This is a genomic window from Streptomyces sp. C1-1 (assembly GCF_050214755.1).
GTDB lineage: Bacteria > Actinomycetota > Actinomycetes > Streptomycetales > Streptomycetaceae > Streptomyces.
This window is the reverse complement of the sequence record NZ_CP189826.1, coordinates 9,973,285-9,996,345: the sequence shown is the minus strand read 5'-3', so window position 1 is coordinate 9,996,345 and position 23,061 is coordinate 9,973,285. Positions and strand designations below refer to the sequence as shown.

The window sequence follows — 23,061 nt, the reverse complement described above, 5'->3', positions numbered from 1 at the left end:
CGTACGGTCTGGCGTCGATGGCCCTGGCCGCTCAGTGTCCCCAGCGCAGCGCGGGGGTCACGACCGGGGCATCCCACAGATGGGTGAGCTGTGGCGTGAGCCGGCACACCGTGATCGTGCAGCCGGCCATTTCCAGGCTGGTGACGTAATTGCCGACCAGGTTGCGGGTGATCCTCACGCCGTGGCCGGCAAGCCACTCGGCAACCGCCGCGTACACCACGTACAGCTCGATGAGCGGGGTGCCGCCCAGGCCGTTGACCATCACGAGCACGTCGCCCGAGAGCGGCATATCGGCGTGGACGGCGTCCAGGGCGACACCGGCGATCTCCCTGGCGGAGGTCAGCCTGCCGCGGGCGCGACCGGGCTCGCCGTGGATGCCGACGCCCAGCTCGACCTCGTCCTCGCCCAGCTCGAAACCGGGTTTGCCGGACGCGGGTACCGTGCACGACGTGAGCGCCACCCCGAAGGACCGAGAGCGGTCGTTGACCTCCCTGCCCAGGGCCGCGCTCGTGCCGAGGTCGGCGCCGAGCTCGGCGGCCGCACCGACGATCTTCTCCACGAACACGGTCGCCCCGGTGCCCCGTCGGCCCGCCGTCCACGTGCTGTTCTCCACGGCGACGTCGTCATTGACCACGACGCCTTCCACCCGTACGCCGTCGTCGGCGGCCAGGTCGGCGGCCATCTGGAAGTTCAGCACGTCTCCGGTGTAGTTCTTCACGATGTGCAGGACGCCGGCCCCGCCGTCCACGGCCCGCGTGGCGGCGAGGATCTGGTCCGGCACGGGAGAGGTGAACACCTCACCGGGACAGGCCACGTCGAGCATCCCGTACCCGACGAACCCCCCGTGCAGCGGCTCGTGCCCGGCTCCGCCACCTGACAGCAGGCCGACCTTCCCAGGAGTCGGCCCGCCTGCGCGCGCGATGTAGCGGTCGGCCATGTTGACCGCCAGCGAGGGGTGCGCGGCTGCCACACCGACGAGAGCATCGGCAAGCACCTCATCGGGCGAGTTGATGAGCTTCTTCACGTTCGGGCCCCTTCTTCTTCGAGCAGCGACGGCCGGCCGCATTGCTCGACGATTCGCCAGACCTCTTCGGGGGTTTTTCGGGTGAGGGCGAGGGCGGCCAGGGAGGCACAGGTGTCGTGACGGAGGCGGCGGATGCGGGCCCGGACCTCGTCGAGGGCTGCGGGGGCGACCGAGAGGCTGTCGCAGCCGATGCCGATGAGCAGGGGTGTCACGAGGGGGTGCGCGGCGGCGTCGCCGCAGACGGAGACAGGGCGATCGTGGCGGTGCGCGGCGGTGACGACGCGGGCGATGGCGTCGAGGACGGCGGGGTGTGCCGCCATGGCGGGGGTGGCGGTGGGGTCGCGCCGGTCCAGGCCCAGGATCTGGCAGGTGAGATCGTTGCTGCCGATGGAGAGGAAGGCAGCTTCGCGGGCGAGGTCGTCGACCCCGGCGACCGCTTCCGGGAGTTCCACCATGATGCCCAGAGGTGGCACCGGTACGCCGGCTTCGGCGGCTGCTGCCTCAAGGAGGCGTCGGCAGTCGCGTAGTTCGTCGACGCTCGCGACCATGGGGATCATGATGCGCAGGTCGGTGTCGGCTCCGGCGCTGAGCAGGCTGCGGAACTGGTCGGCGAAGGCGTCGGGTTGGGCGAGCATGAGGGGGAGGCCGCGGCCGAGCCGCGTTCCCTGGAGGCGGGCGAGGAACGGCGGCAGTTTGTCGTCGGCGAAGTCCAGCGTGCGAGCCGTGACGACCTGCCCGGCGAGAGCGCGCAGGAGGGGGACGAGGGTGGCTGCGTGCTGATCGCGGGTGGGCCAGGCGGGATGGTTGAGGAAGGGCAGCTCGGTGCGGAGCAGGCCGACACCTTCGGCGCCTGTGGTCACGGCCGCGCGAGCCTCGGCCGGGGTGGCCACGTTGGCCCGCAGAACGATGCGGTGCTGGTCGAGTGTCTCGGCGGGCAGGTGACGCTCTTCGGCGAGGGCGAGCCTGCGCGCTCGGGCGGCCTCCATGGCTCGCAGAGCCCTGGTGCGTTCCTCGTCGTCGGGGTGAACGACCGCGCCGGCTCGATCGGCGTCGAGCAGGACCTCCTGCCCGTCCAACAGCTCCAGCAGCTCGGGGTCGACGCCGAGGAGGAACGGGATGCCGAGCGAGCGGGCGATGATCGCGGCGTGGGAGTTCGGGCCGCCGGTCACGGAGATGGCTGCTGTCACCGTCTGGCCGGGTTCCAGCAGGTCGGCGGCGCCGATCTCGTGGGCGACCAGGACGAGGGGCTGGTCAGGGGTGGGGCCGCTCTCGCCGTGGAGGTGAGCCAGGACGCGGCGGCCGACCTGCCGGACGTCCGCGGCGCGTTCGGCAAGGGTGGGATCGTCCAGGGCGGCGATGGTTCCGGCGTAGGCGTCGATGGCCTGGCGGACGGCAACGGATACGGGCTGGCTGTCGTCCGCTCGTTTGACGGCCTGGTCGCGAAGGTCCTGGTCCTGCGCGATGTAGCTGTTGACCTCCATGATGTCGGCCTGTTCGTCCTTGCCCTGTTCGCGCAGCGAGGCGGACAGGTCGAGCAGTCGGGCGGCCACGGCGTCGAAGGCGTCCGTGATCTGCTCCGTGGGGTCGCCGCCGGCGCGCTGGGGCAGCGCCGTTTTGGTGAGCGGCCGATCGGTGCGGTGGACGAAGCCCAGGGCTGTGCCGGGCGCGGCGACATGCCCGGCGTAGGTGCGGCGGCCGGTCACCGGGCCCCCAGCGACTCGGCGCGGGACCCCAGCGTCTCGGCGAGGGCACGGAAGACCAGGGCGGTGGAGGTGGCGCCCGGATCCTGGTGGCCGATGCTGCGGGCACCGAGATAGGAGGCCCGGCCCTTGCGCGCCTGCATCGGCGTGGTGGCGCGCATGCCCTCCTCGGCGGCGTCGGCGGCGGCCACGGCCGCGGCGGCCAAGTCGGCTCCTCCGTCGGCCTGTTGCTGGAAGGCGGTCAGTGCGGGGGCGTAGGCATCGATCATGGTCTTGTCGCCGGGTGCAGCCGCACCGAGCTTCTGGATGCTCGCAAGGCCGGCAGCCAGTGCGGCGGCCAACTGCTGTGGGTCGGCGGCAGGGATGTCCAGGGCCTTGCCGATGGCACGGAAGGCACCGCCGTAGAGCGGCCCGGAGGCGCCACCGACGGTGGAGATGAGGGTGGTACCCGCCTTGGCCAATACGGCCCCGACGGTGTCCGGCTCGTAGTCGGCCAAGGCCGTGACGGCGGCGGAGAAGCCGCGCTGCATGTTGGTGCCGTGGTCGGCGTCGCCGATGGCCGAGTCGAGCTGGGTGAGGTGGTCCTTGTGCTTGTCCACGGCTGCTGCGATGGCCTGCACCCACGTGCGGGCGAGGTCGGTGTCCACGGAGTCTCCGTTCATGGTCGGTAGGGGGCTGGTCGTCTCATGGTCGATACGGGGCTGGTCGGCGGTTCGCTGAGCCGGGGGCGGGGGGGGGAAGACGCGAGGGGTGTGATTCGGGTCGGCTGGCAGCGGGAAGGCACCGGCACCGGCCCGCGCGTCGCGCGTGGCCCCACCCCCGGCTCGGTTCAGACGCCCCAGCGCAGCGCCGGGGTGTTCACAGGCGCGTCCCACAGGGACAGCATGTCGGCATCGGCCTTGCACACGGTAAGGGAAACACCCGCCATGTCCAGGCTTGTCACGTAGTTGCCGACGAGATTGCGGGCGACGACCACGCCCTTGTCCGCGAGTACGGCGGCAACCTCGTTGAAGACCACGTACAACTCGATGAGCGGGGTGCCGCCCAGACCGTTGACCATGACGATGGTCTCGTCACCGGCGTCGAGGGGCTGGTCGGCGAGGATCGCACCCAGCGCGGTCGCCACGATCTCCTTCGCCGGGCTGAGCTTCTCACGGCTCCGTCCGGGCTCACCGTGGATGCCGACACCGACCTCCATCTCGTCCTCGGGCAGGTCGAAACCGGGCCTGCCGGAGGCCGGGGTGGTGCAGGCGGTCAGCGCCACGGCGAACGACCGGGAGGCGGCGTTGACCCGCTTGGCCATCTCGGCCACGGCGGTGAGGTCGGCGCCCTGTTCGGCGAGCGCGCCGGCGATCTTCTCGACGAAGACGGTGGCTCCGGTGCCCCGGCGCCCGGCGGTCCAGGTGGAGTCCTGGACGGCGACGTCGTCGTCGACCAGGACGGTCTCCACCGTGATGCCTTCCTCGGTGGCCAGTTCGGCGGCCATCTGGAAGTTGAGGACGTCGCCGGTGTAGTTCTTCACGACGAACAGCACGCCCGCGCCGCCGTCGACGGCCTGGGCCGCGGCCAGCATCTGGCCGGGCACGGGCGAGGTGAAGACCTCGCCGGGGCAGGCGGCATCGAGCATGCCCCGGCCCACGAAGCCGCCGTGCAGGGGCTCGTGCCCGGAACCACCGCCGGAAACGAGGGCGACCTTGCCCGGCTTGGTACCCAAGGCGCGGGCGATCACCTTGTTCTCCGCGTCGACCTTCAGGCCGGGGTGGGCGGCGGCGATCCCGGACAGCGCCTCGGCCAGCACCGCCTCAGGGGCGTTGATGAGCTTCTTCATGACAGGACTCCTTCAGCAGCAGCGACCGGCTCGGCCGTCGCTTCGGTGGCGGTGCCACGGCGGGCGTTCAGGGCGACGTACAGGAAACCGGCGGCAACCGCGCCGAGCACTTCGGCGGCCAGGTAGACCGGCAGCTGGTTCCAGTGGACCGTGCCGTCGAAAATCTGGCCGGTGATCATCGGACCGAGCGTCCTGGCAGGGTTGATGGACGCCGAGGTGGCCGGTGCCACCGGGATGATGATCGCGAACACGCCGAGGCCGATGGCCAGACCGGCGAAGCCACCCGCCGCGCGGCGGTCGATGACCCCGAAAACGATGAAGGCGAGCATGAAGGTACCTACGGCTTCGGCGAAGAAGGCCTGGCCAACACTGACCTGGGGGCCGTAGGAGGCGATGCCGAGGCCGACGTCGACCGCCTTCTTCCCCAGCACCCCGACGATGGCCAGCGCGCCCAGCACCGCGCCGGCCACCTGGGCCGCGACGTAGCCGGGTACGTCCCGCCAGGGCATCTTCCTTGTCGCGGCCAGTGCCAGGGTGATGGCCGGGTTGATCTGGCAGCCGGATATGTGGCCGATCGCGTAGACCATCGCGATGACCACGGTGGCGAACGCCAGCGAGATCATGCCCAGGTCGGCGAAGGTGAACGGGGCCTTGCCGTTGACGATGAGCGTTGCGGGGACTGAACCGACGCCGATGAACACCAGCATCGCGGTGCCCAGCATCTCGGCCAGAAGCTTCTGTGGGTAAGTGTTTTCTTCCATGAAAGGCGCCCAGCGCCGAAGCGGCGGCTTGGGCGTCTCACCTCCTCCGCGGGGAGCGGGCTGTGAAGGGAGGTGGCCGCCAGGTTCATCAGGGTCGGGTCAACCTGGCGGCCGCTCGGGGGAAGCCGGGCAGCATTGAGCATCCGGCTGCTTCGTTCACTATGGATGAACGTTGTTCCGGAAATTAAGCCCGCGTTTCCGGCCTGTCAAGAGCTTCGGCAGCCATCGCGTTCCATCGGCACGAAGAAAGCCCCCCGGCAGCGTGCCGAGGGGCCTGGATCGGGGGGCGGGCGGGAAACCGGACGACCGCCACCGGCTTTACGGGGCAGGTCAGGTCATCGTGGTGCGTGCGGCCGCCCCGCGGGGGGCGCCCAGGTCGCGGGAGAGGTTGCGGGCGGTCTCCCGGACGGCAACGGCAAGCTCCTGACGTGCGGGTTCGGCCAGCAGTCGCTCGACGGGGCCGACGATACCGAGAGCGCCGACCACCTCGCCTGAGCGGTCGAAGACGGGGGAGGCGATACCTGCGTCCCCGATGGCCGACTCCTGGTCCTCGATCGCATACCCGGTCCTGAGGACCTCCTTCAACTGACTCGCCAGCTCCTCCGGGTCGGTGATGCTGGCGCCGGTGAGCACTGCCGGCTCGCCTGTGAGCAGGCGGTCACGTTCGCCGGCCGGAAGGAAGGCCACGATGGCCTTGCCCAGGGCACAGGTGCTCCACGGGATGCTGGCGCCCACCTCGAGGATCTGCACCGCACCCTCCGGCCGGAAGGCATGGTGCACCACCAGGACGTGGTCCCCGTTGAGCACGGCCACCCAGACCGCCTCGTTCGCCCGGTTCGCAAGTTGGTCCGCCCAGGTCAGCGAGCGGGTCCGCAGCTCCTGGGTGTCCAGGTAGGCGTTGCCCAGCTGCACCAGGTCCGGGCCGAGCTGGTACTTCGAGCTGTCCCGGTCCTGCACTACCAGCCCCTCGACCTCCAGCGTGCGCAGCAGCGCATGCACGGTCGGCTTGGCCACGCCCAGGCGGTCCGCCAGCTCGGTCACGCCCAGCCGCGGCCCGGTGGACGCGAGCTCCCTCAGGATCTGCACCGCCCGGTGTACCGCCTGCACCATCGAAAAATTCTCCCTCGTTCACTATTGCTGAACAGCGTTCCGAGAATTAACGTAACTGTTCATGAGCGCATCTGTCGGCATCGTACTCGTGTCCCACAGCGCCGAGCTCGCCGCGGGCCTTCGCCTGCTGGTGGAGCAGATCGGCTCCGACACGGTCCCCCTCGCCACCGCCGGAGGCACCGACGACGGCCGGATCGGCACCAGCTACGACCTGGTCTTCGCCGCCATCCGCAGCGTCGACCGCGGAGCCGGCGTCGTTGTTCTGCCCGACCTCGGCAGCTCTGTGCTGACCGCCCGCACCGTCCTGGAAGACCACCCCCGCCCCGACGTGCTGATCGTCGACGCGCCCTTCGTCGAAGGAGCCGTCGCAGCCGTCGTCACCGCCGCATCGGGTGCCGACCTGAAGACCGTCACCGAGGCCGCCAAGGAGGCCCGCCATGTCCACAAGCTCTGACCCCACCACCACGAGCACCACGACCGCGTCCAGCCATGAGATGGCCGTAGTCCTGCCTGCCAACCTCCACGCCCGACCCGCCGGCCAACTCGCCCGGGCGGCCGCAGGATTCACCAGCGCCATACAACTGGAGCACGCCGACCGGACGGTCAATCCGACCGGTGTCCTCGCCGTCATGGCTCTGGGCGCCACGGCCGGAAGCACCGTGACCGTTCGCGCTGAAGGCGACGACGCCGAAGAGGCCCTCACGGTGTTGGCCCAGATCCTCGCCAGCGCCCAGTAACCCGATGGCCACCAGCGGCAGGGAACCAGCCGCTCTTCCGACATGAGAAGCAAAGACCAGTGGAGGTGGCCGAGGGTGAGCGTCCCAGCTACGAGCACTCCTGACGCCCATGACACCCTGCCCTCGCGGGTCGAGCACGTCTGCGCGATGCCGCATGTTCCCGAGGCCGTCTCCGCCGTACGCCGCCGGGCACGCACCGTCCTCGCCCAGTGGCGCGTGCCCACCCTGACAGTCGACGACGCCCTCCTGGTGATCTCGGAGCTGACCACCAATGCGATCGTCCACGCAATGCCGCCAGCAGTACTGCGGTTGTCTCTGCCCGAGGCCGGCAGCCGCGCCCTCCGCATCGAAGTTACCGACGCGGGGCCGGTGCCCCAACGACGTCCATGGCCCGACGGCCCCCACCCCGTCGAACACAAGGAAAACGGTCGCGGGACCGGCATCGTCGCGGGCCTCTCCGCACGACACGGAATTTCTTGCCACCCCGAGAGGACCACACGATGGGCCGATCTCCACATAGAGCATTGACCACCCGTTTGCACAGCAGCCGCAGGTCAGCGGCGCACCGGCCTGTAACGCACCCAGGCTTGTCATCTGGTGATAGCCAGGGCAGCCGCGCTGCTCCGTTTCCTTGGCTGCGTCAGCTGCCGCCGGGCTCCCGAACGAAGGTTCTCGGCAGCAGGATCGAGTCCCGCAAGGCGCGTGAGGAACGCGGCCTGGTCGGCCAGTAGCACCGCCGACTTCTTGCCGCTGCGGGCCGCCTCCTGTTCCTGCTGCTCGTCCTTCTCCAGCCGGTTCTCGAATTGGCCGAACAGGCCCCCCACGACCAGATACGTGAGGCGTCGGCGCGATGTACGTCCGTTCGCTGACCGTGCACCTGGTGCGCCAGGGCACACTCGACGACTGCGTCTACCTGGAGCACGGCGCCCATTACGCGATCGGCACGCTGGCCGTGCTACGCGATCCTCGGCGCCGTGTTCGCCTGTGTCATCAGCCTGACGATCATCATCGCCACGGCCGCAGCCATAGGCGGCACCGGTCCGTTGAACTCTGCCGCCCAGGCCGCCGAGGCCCTCAAACCGGTTGCCGGCAAGAACGCCGAGCTGCTGTTCGCGCTCTCGGACTGATCGGCGTGTCCGCGCTGCCGGAGCCGTGCTGGCCTCCCGCCTGACCGAGCCCATCCTGCTGGGCCTGGCCGTCCTCGCCGTCCGCAACCGCGTCAAGCGCTGACCCCAGCGCGGCGCCGACCGTGTCGGCTCCGACCCCAACCACAGGGCACCAGGCTCCTGGGTGTCGGCCACCGCGTGTACGCCGTGCTGCTCGCCCAGCCGGACGTCCCGAAGTACGTGGCCTACGCCTCGGCGCTGGTCGTGCTGCGCTGCGTCCGCTACGTCGGGCAGCTGAGGATGCGCCGATAGCGGCCGCGACACCGGGGCGCCCACGGACTGGGGTCGTTGGGCGCCTTCGTCACGTGCGCGAGGACGCGGTACCGATGGTGCGGGCCTCGAGGAGCCGATCGACGGCTGTTCAGCCGTTGTCGCCGAAGCCGGCTGCATCGCCTGTGGAGAGGTCAGGCCGAAGGCGGTGCAGGCGTACGGGGTGCCGCCACCGGCCGGCGACGTCGCGGGCCACGTCGACGTCGTCCAGGAGCTGCGGGCCGTTGTTGCGGACGTTGTTGACCGCGGTGGAGACCGGGCGGCCCTGCAGGTGGCCGCCGGTCAGCTGGCCGAGCAGGGCCCGCAACTCGCCGGGGTCGGAATGGGCGGGGTCGAGCCAGGCGTCGTAGTGATCGGGGGTGAGGGCGAGCGGCATACGGGGTGGACTCGGCCGGCGGCGTCGGTGGGTTCGGTAGTGATGATCGTGCAGGTCATGAGCCACGCGGCCGGGTCATCGTCCTCAAGCCTGCGCCGCGCAGCCCCGGCGGGCGCTGCTCAGGACGTGCCGCGGCTGTGGTGCAGGGCCGAGGGCGCACCGGCGGACTGGCTGCCCTCATCACCAAGGCTGATGGTGTCGGCAGCGGTCAGCTGGACCACGTACAGGTGGCCGCTCTCGCATTGCAGCGAGGTGTCCGAGCGGTTGGTCGGGTGGCTGGTGGCCGCGACGAACGTGGCCGTCGTGCCGCGTACCGACCGTAGTTCCAGGGCTTCTGTGCAGCCGACCTCGCGGCCGGTGCCGGCCTCCTTGATGTTGCTGACCTGTTTGCCGGCCAGTTCGCCCACCTCGGCGGTGTGCAGGGTGAGGGTCACGGTGAACGACTCGGTGCGCGGGTGCTGTTGGCCGTCCGCGTCAGGGTTGCCCGGCCCCGTGCCGGTCCAGACGCCCGCCCATGCTGCGGAGAGGGCGGGCGCGGATGACGAGGGGGTCGGGGAGGCCGTGGAGCCTTCACCGGCCGCCTCCTTGTCGAACGGGTTCCATAGCAGGACGCCGGTCACTAGGGCGGCCACCGCGAGGACGGTGCCGGCGACGGTCCAGCGGACGCGGCGGCGTGCACCCCCGTCCCTGTGGGGGGCGGGGGCTCCGTGCGGCCCGAACCCGCCTGGCCCGGCGGTGCCGGGGGCGAAGCGGGGCTGGGCGGTGTCAGGGGTGAACGGGCCGTACGACGTGGGGGTGTCCGGGGCCGACTGGCCGTACGGTTCCGGGATGTTGGGGTGCGGTGCGTACGGCGTGGCGGGGGTCGGGTGGCCGAGGGATGGGGTCAGGGGCCCCGCCCCGGCGGTCGCCGGCACGGGCGGTCTCCCGCCGGCGGACGCCACCGCGTCCGACGGCGCCTGCCCCTCACCGTGCGGCGGTACCGCACACAGGTGTGCGACCTCCTCCTCGCGGGCCGCGAGGTCGGCGCCGAGTCCGGGCGGGAGCGCGCCCTTCCACGCGTCGGCCACCGAAGCGGGCCCGCCCTCACGAGCGGCCGTCCGCGGGTCGTCCGCGGCCCGCCCCCGGCGCAGCCGGGCCGCCAACTCGGCGCTGTCCGGCCGGCCTTCGGGCCGCTTCGCCAGGCAGTCGCGGATCAGCGGGGCCAGTTCGGCCGGTACACCGTCCAGGCGGGGCGGCTCATGGACGATGCGGTACAGCAGGGACGCGGCCGAGGGCTGCTCACCGGGATACTCGAAGGGACCGGTGCCGGTCGCGGCGAACACCAGGACAGCGCCCAGGGAGAAGATGTCGCCCGCCTCGGTGACCGCTCCCCCAGCCGCCTGTTCGGGAGCGAGATAGCCGGGCGAGCCGATGACACCGCCGGTGCTGGTATGGCGGGAGTCGTCGGCGGCCCGGGCGATGCCGAAGTCGATGAGCATAGGCCGGTCGCGGCCGAGTAGGACGTTGGACGGTTTTACGTCCCGGTGGGTGAGCCCGCAGGCGTGCACGGCGGTCAGCGCCGCGGCGAGTTCGGCGGCCAGGGCACGCAGGGCGGCGGGCGGCAGCGGCCCGTGCCCGGCGACCCAGTCGGAGAGAGCAGGCGCGGCGACGTACTCGGTGGCCAGCCACAGCGGGCGATGGCCGGGCGGGCTGAAATCCACCACCGAGACGGTCCACGGGGACCGGACACGGTCGCTGGTACGGATCTCCCGGGCGAAGCGCCGCTCGAAGTCCGGAGCGGCGGTGAGGTCGGGGCGGACCGTCTTCAGCGCCAGGGGACGGCCGGTCGGCGTGCGCGACAAATAGACCTGCCCCATACCGCCCGCACCGAGCCGCGCCAGCAACTGATAGCCGCCGATCGTGGCCGGATCCGTGCTCTCCAACGACTGCACCCACGCCTCCCCCTGGTCACCTCACCCCGTGACGGAAGCAGGATAGTAGGCGGGCCTGACGTGACCGTGCGGGAGCTTTGCTCAGGAGGTGACCAGGTCTTCCCAGTAGGTAGCGAAGGCGGGACGGGCAGGCCATCGCCGGTGTCTTTGAGGGCGTCTTCGCACAGACCAGGGCCAGCGGTGGACAGGTTGTAGTGGATGACCTGGCCGCACCGCATCCCCGGCATGACGGCGCCCAACATCCTGCTCCGGCGACCACAACCAGCCACAGCCGGGGGGCCACAATCCCTGCCCATGCGGGCACTGTAGGACCGGTAACCGGCATACGACAGGCGTACGGACGGCCAACGCAAGCGGTCTACACCCGCTGCACGTACGCAGCCCGCCATTCCGGCGACGGGTCCGTACCCAACTCAGTCCAGTACTCCCGCCCACCAACGATCTTTCCGTCCCGAACGGTCCAGAACGACGCCACGCGGTGGACCCCCATGGCAGCGTGCGGGACCTCCACCTCAGAGACCACCGCCTCGCCATCCGCCACGATCCGCAGCACCCGGATCGACCACCCCTCCGGGTACTCCGCGTTGATACTCACGAAGTTGTCGCGACCCACGATCCGCTCTCCACTCACGGGCCACTCCACCACCAGGTCATCGGCCAGCAACTCACCCAGTCCCTCCCAGTCCCGGGCCTGCATGCGGTCCCACAACGCTTCAACGATCTTCGAAGACTCCATGGCCGCATCCTGACAGGCCCTACTGACACACTCGGTCCGTGATGCCGGATAGCCGCAGGCGACAACAACACTGAAGCCATACACCCAACCTGCCATGCCGGCATCAGACACAGCGGCCCGGGGCATCCATGGTGAAGGGAAAGACAATCAGTCTGGTCCGCGACCAAGTGGCCCTAACAAAGCCTGTGGACGTTGCGGTGGGTGATCAGGCAGATGGCGAGTCCGAGAAAGGTCTCGTGGATGGCGTCGCGTCGTTCCCAGCGGATGCGCAGGCGGCGGAAGCCGTGCAGCCAGGAGATAACCCGTTCAACGACCAGCGGAAGGTGCCCAGGCCGGTGCCGTGCGCTTGTCCTCGTTCGGCGATCACCGGCCGGATGCCGCGTTGCCGTACGGGCCGACTGCACTTGTCGTGGTCGTAGCCGCGGTCGGCGAACAGCGTCTCGGGCCGTCTACGTGGCCGGCCGACGACGCCGGCAACAGCCGGGATCTTGTCGAGCAGGGGCAGGAGCTGAGTGACGTCGTTGCGGTTGTCTTACGCATACGTGTGGATGACCCTGGCCCCCGTTGGCCCTCGCCCCAGACCCGGACGACGAGGCCGTTCGCTGGCTGGCCCGCCAGATCGCCGACGGAGACCAGGACGGCGACAGTGTCGTCCAGACCGAGCAGGTCAACGTGGTCGTGCAGGTGCCCAACGACCCGACCGCTACGAACCGGCTGCAGCCCACGCGACTGGCGCACCCGCCGCGAATCATGACTCCGACAATCAAAGCCGCCTGACCCCTGACACCTGGGGAAACGCGGCGGCTGTGGGACGTGGACTGCCATGGGCATTCCGAGGCCGTCCATGCGGGTGCCACGGAGTACGTCCGGCCGGCACGAAACCGGATGATCAGCGGGCTCCTACTCCGGGTGACGCGCGGCACCCCGTCCGCCGGGGGCCAGCAGGACGACCGTGTCCCCCGGCCTCGGCAGCGGTCTGCCGGTCTGGGTGACCGGATCGAGGCGACCGTCCGGCCGCACCAGGAACAGAAGCTCGCAGCCAGGCGGCAGCACACCGTCGGCGGGCTGCGCCAGGACGGCGGCCCCCTCCTCGTATGCCCTGGACAAGGTCGGCCAGGTCAGGTCCGTGCCGAACAGCACCTCACCACCGATGAATGGCGCCACCACGCCGCGACTGTCGGGCGGCGCGCCGAGGTGATGGACCACCCCCTCGACGCTGCCCCGCAGAATCGAGGCCGCCAGTGCGTTGAAGTCGTCCTCGGCGGTGAGGAAGAACACCCCCGTGATGCCTTGCAGCTCGGGATCCTGGCCCGTGATGGCGGCCAGCAGTTCACCGGGTGCGAGCTCCACCCCGGCCTGCCTGATCCGTTCGCGCTGTTGCTCCTGGCCGGCCCACATCAGCACCTCCAGCCCCGCCGACTTCAGAGCCACCGCCAGGTCCACCACCCACGGGTCACCGCCGACCAGGAGCGGACGTGAGCGGGAGGGACGCACCACGCCCAGCCGCCGGGCCACGGGCGAGGCGGTCAGACCGTACAACGTCACGGTCGCGACGATGACCACGAACGTGGCGGGAAGGATCTTCTGCGCGCCACCGATCCCCTCGGCCACGAGGCTGGCCGAGAACGTCGACGCCGTGGCGGCTGCGACGATGCCCCGCGGTGCCATCCAGCCGATGAAGCCCCGCTCGCCGCGCGTCAGGTCGGTGCCGAGGGTGGACAGGGCCGCGACCAACGGCCGGACCGCCAGCACCAGAAACGCGGCGAGCCCGAGCGCGGGTAGCCCCACATGGCGCAGCGACTGCGGGGTGACGGTGGCGGAGATGGAGATGAAGAGCAGGCCGAGGATCAGGCTGACCAGGGTCTCGAAGAACGGCCGGCGCGCGGGGACGTCAATGCCGCGGAGGTTGGCGACGGCCAGGCCCATCATCACCGCGGCGATGAGCCCCGTGTCGTCGCGTAGAACGTCGCACAGCGCCGCCACTCCGATCACCGCGGCGAGCTGGGCGGTGGTGCCGAGGACTTCACCCAGCCGCAGCACCCGGAACAGCACCCACAGCAAAGCCGCCCCGATGACTCCTCCGGCTACTCCGACACCGATGCTGACCAGGAAGCCGGCGGTTCCGCTGGCGAAACGGTGCTTCGTGCTCGCCGAGACCGCGTGGAAGACCAGTGCCCCCAGAATGCCTCCGACCGGGTCGATGAGGGAGCCCTCCCAGACCAGCAGGTGCCGGAGCCTGTCCTTGGGCCGTACGAAGCTGAGAAGGGGTCCCACGACCGTCGGTCCCGAGACCACGAGGATCGCGCCGATCATGACGGCCGCGGGCCGGGACATGCCCAGCAGCGGCATGGCGAGGAGCGCGGCGAGCAGCCAGGTGATCAGGACACCGATCCAGAGCAGTCTGACGACGACGCGCCGGGTGTGCCCCTTCAGCCTCGCGAGGTCCAGGCCGAGGCCCGCGTCGTAGAGGATCACGGCGACGGCCAGCGACACCAGCGGTGAGAACGCCGGCCCCAGCAGCCGCTGGGGGTCGACGTCGTCGATCCAGGCGCCGGCGGCGAAGCCCACCGGCAGCAGGACGATGAGGGCCGGGATGCGCAGGCGGCTCGCCAGGATCTGCGATCCGACGGCGAGGACCAGGATCAGGCCCACTCCGGTGAGCACCTGATTCGTCGTCACGGGTGGCCTTACGGTGCGCGGTGGTGAGTCGTATCGGTGTGGTCCAGGAGACGGCGGTGGCGATCTCGGCCGCATGATCACGGCGCAGGGTCGGTGCCGTCATGTCCCCCATGGCGTGATCCCCCAGCGGACCGTGTGCCGCTCGCCCGGCCCGAGGCCGACGCGAGCCGTACCGCTGCGGAAGGCGTCCGGCGGGCAGGTCATCGGTTCGACGGCGAGCGCGCGACGGCGCTCCCCCGGCGGGAGGGTGTCGCCGGTGTACACCTGCACGTAGTGGGCGCCCTCGCCGAGCCACAGGTCCGTGCCGAAGGCACCCGAGGGATGAGCCAGGCGGATCACGGCCCGCCCCTCCGTGTCCCGGTCGAGGTCGCCGAACGGTGTGTCGAGTCGGCGCGCTCCGACCGGCTGTGGCGTACGCAGGTCGTACGGCGTGCCGGCGACCGGCTCGGTGGCCACCGGCAGGCCGTGCTCATCGGTGCGCAGCCATGTCCGTGCGGGGACGGTCAGCACCGCCTGGTCGACCACTGCGGTGCCCGCGGTGAGGTAGGGATGCTGTCCGAAGCCGTAGGGGGCAGCACTCGTTCCGAGGTTGCGTGCGGTGACGGCGATTTCCAGCCCGCCGTCACCCAGTGCGTACGCGGCGCGGACGCGCAGGTGGAACGGATAGCCCGGCTGCGGCCACAGCGACACCTCCAGGACGGTGCGGCTGTCGCTCGCCTCCACGACCTGCCACGAGGTCCACCGCAGCAGCCCGTGGATCGCGTTGCCGCCGGCCGGCTCGGTGAGCGGCAGCTGGTGATCCTGTCCGTTCCAGCGGTACCGGCCGTCGCGGATCCGGTTGGGCCACGGCACCAAGATCTGGCCGCGCCCGCCGGTGATCCGGTCCTGTGCGGCGAATCCGTCGACGACGGCACGGTCACCGACGGAGTACGACCGGAGCGCCGCGCCCAGCTCGACGACGACCGCCGTGTGCGCGCCGTGGCGCAGGGTCAGTTGCCGTCCGGTGCTGCCCTCCTGCACGCCTGGCCTCCTCGGTCCGTCCGGCCGCCGTCCTCGGACGTGGCGTGATGGTGCCCTCTCGTTCTGGCCTCCTCGTCGGGAGCGTGCGGCCCCCCTCCGGCCCGGTCAAGCGCGACACGTGCCCGCCGGCGGAATCGCCGGGCACGTTCGCCCGGTGGGGCCACCGCACGGGACGACGGCTTCACCTGCCGCCGGAGCGCTCGCTGCGCCGGGTGATGTACCGCCAGACCGCCCGTTGGAATCTGAGCGTCAGCACCCCCACGAGGATCAGCAGCACGATGTTGAGCAGAAGCTGGACCAGGGATCCACGCGCCTCGCTCCAGCTGGAGAACGCGCAGGAGACGCCGATGTCCGCGGCGGCGGGGATGGTGGTGACCGAGATGAAGACGCCGAGCAGCGCGCTCGTCCTGGCCTGGGTCTGGGACACGATCCCGACGATGCCGGCCAGCACCGCGACGACGACGGAGAAGACGTTGGGGGCGTCGATCAGCGTGGAGACCGGCCTGAAGCCCAGGTCGAACGCCTTGGATTCAAGGCCGAGGCCGCGAATGGCCGCCGAGAACAGGAAGGTCACCAGGACGGCCATCAGAAATCCGGCGGTCAGGGCGAACAGGCCCTGCCGGATCCGGGTGCCGTTGCCGCGGTCGAGGCCAAGCGCGACGCTGGTGATGGCGCCGTACTCCGGTCCGACGACCATCGCCGCCACGATGAGGATCTGGGAGTTGGTGATGATGCCCACCGCCCCGATGACGCCCGCGATGACCAGGTAGACGTAGAAGCTCGGCAGGTAGGTGCCCTCGGCGCGAATGCGCGCTTCCACCTCCTCCCAGACCGGCGCGTGAGCGAGCGCACCGAGTTGCTGCTGCTCCGCCTCGGCCGCCGTGCCGGAGAAGGCCATGTCGACCGGCTCGATGACGATGGATCCGCGGCGGTCGACCTCCAGCTCGCGCAGACCTCGCAGCACGGTGTTGGCCGCGCCGGCCAGAATGTCGCACTCGACCGCGTCGCCGTCGGGGTTGTGGGCCAGTCCGGGGTGGACGACCAGGTTGAAGACATAGCGGTCATCGGTGAGCAGCCCGACTGCCTGAGGGGTGAGATCGACCGGACTCACCAGTCGGACATGAATCATCTCCATCCACAGCCTCCGTGACTCGGCTCCGGCCGCACGGGTACCGAGTGTCCGCACGCAGGACCGGGGACCGAATGTGCCCGGCTGACCGCATTCAGTAATACCTGACGGAGGGTGACCGGCAAGACGAAGGCAACACCTGCCGCGGTCGCGTTCGGCCTGTCCCGGGCGATGACCCCAGGGGCAGTCGGCCCACGACCGCGTCGACATGGCGGGGACAACAGGGGTGCCGGATAGTGGAGGGACGTAGGGGGTTCCCGAGACCGGGGAGCAGCAATGGACCGCTACCCTCCCATCGCCGAGCACGGCCTGGTGGGTGACCTGCAGACCGCAGCGCTCATCTCGTCGCAGGGCGTCGTCGACTGGTTCGCGGCTCCCCGTTTCGATTCGCCCAGCATCTTCGCCTCGCTGCTCGACCACGACGGCGGCGGTTACCTGCTCCTGGCCCCCGAGCATCCCGAGGCGACCTGCAAACAGCTCTACTATCCCGACACGGCCATTCTGGTGACCCGGTTCATGTCGCCGGACGGCGTGGGCGAGGTGGTCGACTTCATGCCCCCGGGCCGGACCCGCACCGCCACCGACCGCCACACCCTGATCCGCGTGGTGCGTGCCGTGCGCGGGACGGTCGACTTCACGCTCGAGTGCCGACCGCGCTTCGACTACGGCCGGGCCGAACACGAGCTTCAACTCGGCGAGGACGGCGCCGTGTTCCGGGCGCCCGGGATCGACGGGTACCTGCAGTCCACCTTCCCCCTGGAACGGGACGGCGAGGATGTGCGCGGCAGGGTGACACTGCGCGCCGGTCAGTCCGGCGGTGTCGTGTTCACCGTCTGCGCGTCCGGCGGCGAAGCGCCGGCGCCCCCCACGGTCGAGGGGCTCACCGGGCAGTTCGAGGAGGTCAGCCTGTTCTGGCAGCACTGGTTGCGCCAGTCCCGCTACCGGGGAAGGTGGCCCGAGCTCGTGCACCGTTCGGTCATCACGCTCAAGCTCCTCACCTACGCCCCCACCGGTGCCCTCGTCGCGGCGGCCACCATGGGACTGCCCGAACAGGTGGGAGGAGAGCGCAACTGGGACTATCGGTTCACCTGGGTACGTGACGGCGCCCTGTCGGTGCGGGCCATGCTGGACCTCGGCTTCGTCGAGGAGGCCACCGCCTTCGTCCACTGGCTGATGGAGAGGCTGCGTGAGCGCGAGGGCAAGGAGGAGGAGGCCCTCCAGACGATGTACCGGGTCGACGGCAACGCCGACCTCCCGGAGGAGACACTCGAGCACTTCGAGGGCTACCGCGGTTCCTCCCCGGTCCGCGTCGGTAACGGCGCCGCCGACCAGCTGCAGCTGGATATCTATGGCGAGGCTCTCTACGCGGTGTCCCAGGGGCGCGAGATCGCCCAGCAGGCCAGCTTCGAGGGGTGGCAGACGCTGGCCAGGACGCTGGACTGGCTGGCCGACAACTGGGACCGGCCGGACGAGGGCATCTGGGAGACCCGTGGCGGCCGCAAGGACTTCACCTACAGCCGGGTGATGTCGTGGGTCGCCTTCGACCACGGGCTGCGCCTGGCCGACCACTTCCGCCGTCCCGCCGACGTGGAGCGGTGGCGCAAGGCGAGGGACGCCGTGTTCGACCAGGTGATGGAACGCGGCTGGAGCGAGAAGGAGCGCGCCTTCGTCCAGCACTACGACGGCGACGTCCTGGACGCATCGCTGCTGGTGATGCCCATGGTCGGATTCACCGCTCCCCGGGCCGCGGCCTGGCTCTCCACGCTGGACGCGATGGACCGCAAGCTCGTCTCCGACAGCCTTGTCTACCGCTACGACCCGGCGGCATCACCGGACGGGCTGCGCGGCTCGGAGGGCACGTTCAGTCTGTGCACGTTCCTCTACGTCGACGCGCTGGCCCGGGCGGGGCGGCTGTCCCAGGCCCGCTACACCTTCGAGAAAATGCAGACCTACGCCAACCACGTCGGCCTGTTCGCCGAGGAGGTCGGTCCGAGCGGGGAGCAACTGGGCAACTTCCCCCAGGCGTTCACCCACCTTTCCCTGATCATGGCCGCCATCACGCTCGATGAGGCTCTCGACGCGGAGCATGGACGCTGACCCATGGTCACGCATGCCCGTCCGGCAGAACCACCACGGCTGACGCAGCTCGAGTTCGACACGCTCCACCGGCGCATGGTCGCGCGCTCCGCCTGGGCCAAGGGCGACCGGGGTGCCCTGGCCGCGCTCACTCCCGCGCGGGTGCTGGCCGCCACCCGGGAGGTGCGGACCGGCCGAACGGTCACGCTCGCCGCGCCGGTGGAGACCCGGTCCGGTCCGGACAACCCGGAGCCCGCGAGGCACCGGATGAAGGGGCGGCCGGAGGAACACTCCTCCAGCGGGCTCGGCTTCGCGATGGACAGCTTCGCGATGAACGTGCACGGCGACGCCGACAGCCACATCGACGCCCTGTGCCATGTGATCTACGACGGCACACTGCACGGCGGTGTGACCGCGAGCAGCGTCACGGCGGACGGGGCCACGGCGCTCTCCGTGGAGGCGGCGCGCGACGGGATCGTGGGACGCGGCGTGCTGTTGGACATCCCGCGACTGCGCGGTGTGCCATGGCTCGAACCGGGTGATCACGTCACCGTCGACGACCTCACCGCGGCCGAGACCGCCCAGCACGTCCACGTGGGCGAGGGCGACCTCCTGTTCGTCAGGGTCGGCCACCGGCGACGCCGCGGGGAGCTGGGCGCGTGGCACGCGGCGGACGCGCGCGCGGGGCTGCATCCCTCCGCGCTGGAGTTCCTGGGCGACCGGCGGGTCGCCGTGCTCGGCGGCGACGGCAACAACGACACCGCCCCGAGCTCCACCGAGGGCGTCGACTTCCCCGTGCACGTGCTGGCGGTCCACGCCATGGGCCTGCACTTGCTGGACTACCTGCGGTTCGAGGACCTGGCACCGATCTGCGAGGCTGAGCGACGCTGGTCGTTCCTGTGCGTGATCGCCCCGCTGAGGCTGCCGGACGCCACCGGCTCACCGGTCAACCCGATCGCCGTATTGTGAGGTCCTGGGATATCGGATCGAGGTCACGGCTCGCGGTCCCGCACGATGTTCTCCAGCGGCTCCCCGGCCAGATGGCGCAGCACCTGCGCGCGAATCAGCCGCAGCGCCCGGGGCAGAAACGCCGAGCTCTGGCCTCCGACATGAGGGCTGATCAGCGTGTTGGGCGCGCGCCAGAGCGGATGACCGGCCGGGAGCGGTTCGGGGTCGGTGACGTCGAGGGCCGCGCTCAACCGGCCCGTCCCGAGCTCGGCGAGCAGGGCGTCGGTGTCCACCACCGCGCCCCTGGACACGTTCACCAGCAGGGCGCCGTCCCGCAGCTGCGCGAGGAAACCGGCGTCGATCAAACCACGGGTCCCCTGGGTGAGCGGGACGGTGACCACCACGACGTCCGCGCGGGGCAGGAGCTCGGGTAGGTCGACGAGCGCGTGAACGGCCCCGCGCGCGGTGGTACGGGCGCTCCGGGCGACGCGCAGGACCTCGCACTCGAAGGAGGCGATCCGGGCCTCGACGGCGGCGGCGATGGCACCGTAGCCCAGGAGCAGGACGGTGCGGTCGGCCAGCGCCGGGCGGAAGCCGGTCCGCCATTCCCGGGCGTCCTGGGCACGGACGAAGTCGGGGATGCCGCGGAGCGACGCGAGGATGAGCGACACGGCCAGTTCGGCGGTGCTGGCGTCGTGCACACCCCTGGCGTTGCAGAGAACGGCTCCGCCGGGAACGTGTGTCACCAGGGTCTCGACGCCGGCGGAAAGGGACTGGACGACACGCAGCCGCGGCAGGCACGGGAGCACCGCTGCGGCGGCCTCCGTGAAGGTGTAGGGGATGACGAAGAACTCCACCTCCCGCAGGCTCTCGACGGCGGGCGGAGCGCTCGTACCGTCCCACACCGCGACGGGCAGCCCCTCGGGCAGGCCACCGATCCGCGAGGCCGGGTAGGGGAACAGGAACCTGGCGGTGCTCTGATCGGCGGCACGGCCTTCAAAGCTCACAGGGCTCACAAGCCGAATCTAAACGAATCGGTCGCGAGAGCGCCTGCCGGACTTGTGGCGAGACAGCTCCCGGCCCCCTGGCCGGGAGGCGCCCATGTCCCCGAACAACACGTTTGACCAGTGGGTTTGTTCGGTCTTGTGCTCTCACCGCACGTAATGTGCGAACGAGAGGGTGCGACATCTGCCGTCACATGGGCATCGGACACCCTCACCCCTTACTGACGGCCTGCCTCGGACAGGTGCCGCTTCGGAGGAATGTTGTGCGAACAAGTCACAGGACGCCCGGAGTCGTAGTGGTCATGGGTGTCTCGGGTTCGGGGAAGTCCACCGTGGGGCGACTGCTCGCGCAGCGGCTCAAGGTGCCTTTCCTGGAGGGGGACGACGTCCACCCCGCCGCGAATCGCGCCAAGATGGCAGCAGGGCATCCACTGGACGACGAGGACCGCCGGCTGTGGTTGCTGTCCCTGGCCGACTGGATCCGCCAGGCACGCGACGACGGCCGGGGCGGGGTGATGGCGTGCTCGGCCCTCAAGCACGGTTACCGGGATGAGTTCCGCAGGGCTGACGCCGGTGTGTGGTTCCTGTATCTGGCGCTCGACCGGGCGACCGCCGACCAACGGGTCGCAGGCCGCGTCGGCCATTTCATGCCCGCCCGCCTGGTGGGCTCACAGTACGCCATCCTCGAACCGCTGCGGTCGGAGGAGTCGGGCCTGACCGTCGACGCGACGGGTGACCCACAGTCGATCGTCGAAGAGGCGGCACGCGCGCTGCGGCAGCACCACTGAATGAACACCTGATCGATTTCGCCGGGTCGCCACCACCTGGCCTACCCGATAGTTTGGGAATTGGCCCAGAATGTTCCGATTGCCCGAGTGTCCGTGCAGAACATCACAGCCCCGGAGACCCCGGACGGGCGCCACGGCCAGGACAGCCGACGACTCCTAGAACGGGCACCGCCTCATGGCCGACGATCAGCACTACGACGTCATCATCATCGGTACGGGAGCGGGCGGCGGCACGCTCGCCCACCGACTGGCCCCCACCGGCAAACGGGTCCTGATCCTGGAGCGCGGCGGCTACCTGCCACGTGAGCGGGACAACTGGGACTCCACCGCCGTCTTCGTCAAGGGCCAATACCGCGCGCCCGAGTTCTGGTACGACAAGCACGGCAACGAGTTCCCCCCGGAGGTGAACTACTACGTCGGGGGCAACACCAAGTTTTACGGCGCCGCGCTGTTCCGGCTGCGGCCCGAGGACTTCGGCGAACTGCGCCACCACGACGGCATCTCCCCGGCCTGGCCGATCCGCTACGAGGACCTGGAGCCGTACTACACCCAGGCCGAGCACCTCTACCTGGTGCACGGCCGGCACGGCGAGGACCCCACAGCAGGGCCGACCAGCGCACAGTACGCCTACCCGCCGGTCGAGCACGAGGCGCGCATCCAGCAACTCAGTGACGATCTGGGGAAGGTGGGCCTGCATCCCTTCCACCTGCCCATCGGCGTGAACCTGACCCAGGACGAACACGGCCGGGCCACCCACGACAGCGTCTGCATCCGCTGTGACCGGGTCGACGGCTTCCCCTGTCTGATGGGCGCCAAGTCCGACGCACAGGTGATCTGCGTCGACCCGGCGCTCAGGTACGACAACGTCACGATGGTGACCGACGCGAACGTGCGGCGCCTGGAGACCGACCCGACCGGACGCACCGTCACCAGGGTTGTCGCCGAGCTCAGGAACGGAGTGACCGAGACGTTCGGCGCCGACATCGTGGTGGTCGCCGCCGGCGCGGTCAACTCCGCCGTGCTGCTGCTGCGTTCGGCCAATGACAAGCACCCCCGCGGCCTGGCCAACAGCTCGGACGTGGTGGGACGTCACTACATGCGCCACAACAACCTGGCGCTGATGGCGGTGTCGAAGGAACCGAACCCCACCAGATTCCAGAAGACCCTGGCGCTGAACGACTGGTATCTCGGCGCCGACGACTGGGAGTTCCCACTCGGGGGCATTCAGATGCTCGGCAAGTCGGACGCCGACCAGATCCACGGCGAGGCGCCACGCTGGACCGGGACCGTCATGCCCGACATGCCCTTCGAGGTACTGGCGCATCACGCGGTCGACTTCTGGCTGTGCGGTGAGGACCTCCCCCTGCCCGAGAGCCGGGTCACCCTCGACAAGGACGACGGCATCCACCTCGCGCTCGACGAGAAGAACAACATCGCCGGGCTCAAGCGCCTCCAGCACAAACTGCGCGGCATGCTCGGGCACCTGGGCATGCACGAGCACCACCTGCTGGATCACAGCATCTACCTGCACAAGGGCATGCCGATCGGCGCGACCGCGCACCAGGCCGGCACGGTGCGGTTCGGCGACGACCCGCGCAGTTCGGCCCTGGACGTCAACTGCAAGGCCCACGACCTCGACAACCTCTACGTCGTGGACACCAGCTTCTTCCCCAGCATCGGCGCGGTGAACCCGTCCCTGACCGCCATCGCCAACGCCCTGCGCGTCGGCGACCACATCACCGCCCGGCTGAACTGACAGGACCACCCGCGCCACTGAG

General features: G+C 70.2%; 21 protein-coding genes and 4 pseudogenes. 10 read left to right on the top strand and 15 right to left on the bottom strand.

The window, feature by feature from the left end:
• Positions 1-31: 31 nt before the first annotated feature.
• The 6 genes from dhaK (ACQF4J_RS45655) to ACQF4J_RS45630 all read right to left on the bottom strand — a co-directional run bounded on the left by dhaK (ACQF4J_RS45655) (position 32) and on the right by ACQF4J_RS45630 (position 6,423).
• On the bottom strand, positions 32-1,024 hold the full coding sequence (gene dhaK, locus ACQF4J_RS45655; RefSeq protein ID WP_351806336.1) for a dihydroxyacetone kinase subunit DhaK: 993 nt from the start codon (positions 1,022-1,024) through the stop codon (positions 32-34).
• On the bottom strand, positions 1,021-2,727 hold the full coding sequence (locus ACQF4J_RS45650) for a putative PEP-binding protein (protein WP_351806334.1): 1,707 nt from the start codon (positions 2,725-2,727) through the stop codon (positions 1,021-1,023). The genes dhaK (ACQF4J_RS45655) and ACQF4J_RS45650 overlap by 4 nt, the downstream gene beginning before the upstream one ends.
• The gene (dhaL, locus tag ACQF4J_RS45645) at positions 2,724-3,386 is read right to left on the bottom strand and encodes a dihydroxyacetone kinase subunit DhaL (RefSeq protein WP_351578973.1); all 663 of its coding nucleotides are present in this window, start codon (positions 3,384-3,386) and stop codon (positions 2,724-2,726) included. The genes ACQF4J_RS45650 and dhaL overlap by 4 nt, the downstream gene beginning before the upstream one ends.
• A gap of 167 nt (positions 3,387-3,553) precedes the next feature.
• Positions 3,554-4,552 (bottom strand): dihydroxyacetone kinase subunit DhaK, encoded by a 999-nt coding sequence (dhaK, locus tag ACQF4J_RS45640; protein WP_351578970.1) that lies wholly within the window; start codon positions 4,550-4,552, stop codon positions 3,554-3,556.
• Complete coding sequence (locus ACQF4J_RS45635; RefSeq protein WP_351578967.1) at positions 4,549-5,313, bottom strand: MIP/aquaporin family protein; 765 nt, start codon at positions 5,311-5,313, stop codon at positions 4,549-4,551. The genes dhaK (ACQF4J_RS45640) and ACQF4J_RS45635 overlap by 4 nt, the downstream gene beginning before the upstream one ends.
• A 330-nt stretch (positions 5,314-5,643) precedes the next feature.
• Positions 5,644-6,423 carry an IclR family transcriptional regulator gene (locus ACQF4J_RS45630; RefSeq protein WP_351578964.1) on the bottom strand — a complete coding sequence of 260 codons (780 nt, stop codon included), beginning with the start codon at positions 6,421-6,423 and terminating at the stop codon, positions 5,644-5,646.
• A 61-nt stretch (positions 6,424-6,484) separates the two neighbouring features.
• Here ACQF4J_RS45630 and dhaM point away from each other — a divergent pair, with 61 nt between their 5' ends.
• Genes dhaM through ACQF4J_RS45615 form a run of 3 tightly spaced genes read left to right on the top strand, consistent with a single transcriptional unit; the run spans position 6,485 to position 7,688 of the window.
• Positions 6,485-6,877 carry a dihydroxyacetone kinase phosphoryl donor subunit DhaM gene (gene dhaM / locus ACQF4J_RS45625; RefSeq protein WP_351578961.1) on the top strand — a complete coding sequence of 131 codons (393 nt, stop codon included), beginning with the start codon at positions 6,485-6,487 and terminating at the stop codon, positions 6,875-6,877.
• Positions 6,861-7,160, top strand: a complete 300-nt coding sequence (locus ACQF4J_RS45620) for an HPr family phosphocarrier protein (protein ID WP_351578958.1) — start codon at positions 6,861-6,863, stop codon at positions 7,158-7,160. Before dhaM ends, ACQF4J_RS45620 begins: the two co-directional genes overlap by 17 nt.
• 42 nt (positions 7,161-7,202) lie before the next feature.
• Complete coding sequence (locus tag ACQF4J_RS45615; RefSeq protein WP_351806330.1) at positions 7,203-7,688, top strand: ATP-binding protein; 486 nt, start codon at positions 7,203-7,205, stop codon at positions 7,686-7,688.
• A 179-nt stretch (positions 7,689-7,867) separates the two neighbouring features.
• Here the strand turns inward: ACQF4J_RS45615 and ACQF4J_RS45610 are convergent.
• Positions 7,868-7,999: pseudogene (locus ACQF4J_RS45610) on the bottom strand (DUF475 domain-containing protein); the annotation flags it as partial.
• Here ACQF4J_RS45610 and ACQF4J_RS45605 point away from each other — a divergent pair.
• Positions 7,999-8,118, top strand: a pseudogene (locus ACQF4J_RS45605) (DUF475 domain-containing protein); the annotation flags it as partial. The pseudogenes ACQF4J_RS45610 and ACQF4J_RS45605 overlap by 1 nt on opposite strands.
• Positions 8,090-8,287 carry a divalent metal cation transporter gene (locus ACQF4J_RS45600; protein WP_351579053.1) on the top strand — a complete coding sequence of 66 codons (198 nt, stop codon included), beginning with the start codon at positions 8,090-8,092 and terminating at the stop codon, positions 8,285-8,287. The pseudogene ACQF4J_RS45605 and the gene ACQF4J_RS45600, both read left to right, overlap by 29 nt.
• A 511-nt stretch (positions 8,288-8,798) precedes the next feature.
• On the opposite strand, the pseudogene ACQF4J_RS45595 reads toward ACQF4J_RS45600, so the two are convergent.
• The 4 genes and pseudogenes from ACQF4J_RS45595 to ACQF4J_RS45580 all read right to left on the bottom strand — a co-directional run.
• Positions 8,799-9,055, bottom strand: a pseudogene (locus tag ACQF4J_RS45595) (SOS response-associated peptidase family protein); the annotation flags it as partial.
• 36 nt (positions 9,056-9,091) lie between these two features.
• Entirely contained in the window at positions 9,092-10,903 is a 1,812-nt protein-coding gene (locus ACQF4J_RS45590; RefSeq protein WP_427168475.1) for a protein kinase domain-containing protein, read from the bottom strand.
• 358 nt (positions 10,904-11,261) lie between these two features.
• Complete coding sequence (locus ACQF4J_RS45585) at positions 11,262-11,639, bottom strand: nuclear transport factor 2 family protein (protein ID WP_351578949.1); 378 nt, start codon at positions 11,637-11,639, stop codon at positions 11,262-11,264.
• Between the two features lie 173 nt (positions 11,640-11,812).
• A pseudogene (locus tag ACQF4J_RS45580) lies at positions 11,813-12,168 on the bottom strand (transposase); the annotation flags it as partial.
• Between the two features lie 35 nt (positions 12,169-12,203).
• Between ACQF4J_RS45580 and ACQF4J_RS45575 the strand changes: the two are divergent.
• Positions 12,204-12,416, top strand: a complete 213-nt coding sequence (locus ACQF4J_RS45575; protein WP_427168474.1) for a hypothetical protein — start codon at positions 12,204-12,206, stop codon at positions 12,414-12,416.
• A gap of 123 nt (positions 12,417-12,539) precedes the next feature.
• Here the strand turns inward: ACQF4J_RS45575 and ACQF4J_RS45570 are convergent, their stop codons facing one another.
• The 3 genes from ACQF4J_RS45570 to ACQF4J_RS45560 all read right to left on the bottom strand — a co-directional run bounded on the left by ACQF4J_RS45570 (position 12,540) and on the right by ACQF4J_RS45560 (position 16,473).
• Positions 12,540-14,318 carry a cation:proton antiporter gene (locus ACQF4J_RS45570; RefSeq protein WP_351578943.1) on the bottom strand — a complete coding sequence of 593 codons (1,779 nt, stop codon included), beginning with the start codon at positions 14,316-14,318 and terminating at the stop codon, positions 12,540-12,542.
• 99 nt (positions 14,319-14,417) lie between these two features.
• Positions 14,418-15,338 (bottom strand): aldose 1-epimerase family protein, encoded by a 921-nt coding sequence (locus tag ACQF4J_RS45565; RefSeq protein WP_351578940.1) that lies wholly within the window; start codon positions 15,336-15,338, stop codon positions 14,418-14,420.
• A 181-nt stretch (positions 15,339-15,519) separates the two neighbouring features.
• Positions 15,520-16,473, bottom strand: a complete 954-nt coding sequence (locus ACQF4J_RS45560) for a DUF389 domain-containing protein (protein ID WP_351578937.1) — start codon at positions 16,471-16,473, stop codon at positions 15,520-15,522.
• A gap of 270 nt (positions 16,474-16,743) precedes the next feature.
• Between ACQF4J_RS45560 and ACQF4J_RS45555 the strand changes: the two genes are divergently transcribed.
• Both ACQF4J_RS45555 and ACQF4J_RS45550 read left to right on the top strand, forming a co-directional pair.
• Positions 16,744-18,564, top strand: a complete 1,821-nt coding sequence (locus ACQF4J_RS45555; protein ID WP_351806320.1) for a glycoside hydrolase family 15 protein — start codon at positions 16,744-16,746, stop codon at positions 18,562-18,564.
• Between the two features lie 3 nt (positions 18,565-18,567).
• Complete coding sequence (locus ACQF4J_RS45550; protein ID WP_427168473.1) at positions 18,568-19,512, top strand: cyclase family protein; 945 nt, start codon at positions 18,568-18,570, stop codon at positions 19,510-19,512.
• Positions 19,513-19,535: 23 nt separating this feature from the next.
• Here ACQF4J_RS45550 and ACQF4J_RS45545 read toward each other — a convergent pair whose 3' ends face one another.
• Positions 19,536-20,507 carry a 2-hydroxyacid dehydrogenase gene (locus tag ACQF4J_RS45545; RefSeq protein ID WP_427168472.1) on the bottom strand — a complete coding sequence of 324 codons (972 nt, stop codon included), beginning with the start codon at positions 20,505-20,507 and terminating at the stop codon, positions 19,536-19,538.
• Positions 20,508-20,797: 290 nt separating this feature from the next.
• Between ACQF4J_RS45545 and ACQF4J_RS45540 the strand changes: the two genes are divergently transcribed.
• Together ACQF4J_RS45540 and ACQF4J_RS45535 are read left to right on the top strand one after the other, a co-directional pair.
• Complete coding sequence (locus ACQF4J_RS45540; RefSeq protein WP_351578928.1) at positions 20,798-21,283, top strand: gluconokinase; 486 nt, start codon at positions 20,798-20,800, stop codon at positions 21,281-21,283.
• A gap of 175 nt (positions 21,284-21,458) precedes the next feature.
• Positions 21,459-23,039: a GMC family oxidoreductase gene (locus ACQF4J_RS45535; protein ID WP_351578925.1), complete on the top strand. Its 1,581-nt coding sequence runs from the start codon at positions 21,459-21,461 to the stop codon at positions 23,037-23,039.
• The last annotated feature ends 22 nt before the right edge of the window (positions 23,040-23,061 follow it).